At 71.2% G+C, this 532-nt stretch carries 1 protein-coding gene; it reads right to left on the bottom strand.

Going from position 1 to position 532, the window contains the following annotated elements:
• On the bottom strand, nucleotides 1-532 hold a 532-nt coding region (locus tag AC1DUE_RS20130), incomplete at both ends, for an AMP-binding protein (RefSeq protein WP_477041181.1).

The raw sequence follows: 532 nt of genomic DNA, 5'->3' as shown, positions 1-532 counted from the left end.
GTACGAAGGTGCCGCTGGCGTGGATGAGCGATGCGGCATGCAGCATCACATCGTCCCGGCCGGGTGAGACGAGGTTGGACAGGATGTTCGCGGTGATCGCGGCATAGCCGGCCTGCGTGTGCTGCACGGCCTTGAGGGTTCCGGTGGTGCCGGATGTGTAGAGGATCAGGATCACGTCGTCCGCCGCCGCAGGCAGCATCGGGTCTGCGGGGCTCGCCTCGCGCATGGCCGACAGCAGGTCGAGGTGGCCGGCCGCGTCGGGGCTGCCGAGGCAGGCGAGCGCCAGCCCCGGTACGGCTGCGCCGAGTTCGAGCGCACGCTCGGCGAGTTCCGGCCCGTACACCAGCAGGGTCACACCGGTGTCCTGGAGCATGCGGGTGTGTTCGGCGGCGGAGAGGCGGCCGTTGAGGGGGACGCGGGCGGCCCCGGCCTTCAGGCAGGCGAAGTCGACGGAGATGGACCACAGCCCGTTGCCAAGGAGCAGCCCGACCCGGTCGCCAGGGCCGACGCCCAGTCCTGCGAGGACGTGGGC

The organism is Cellulomonas sp. P4_A2 (genome assembly GCF_056402515.1).
Note: the sequence above shows the minus strand (reverse complement) of the source record. Positions and strands in the feature narration are given on the sequence as shown.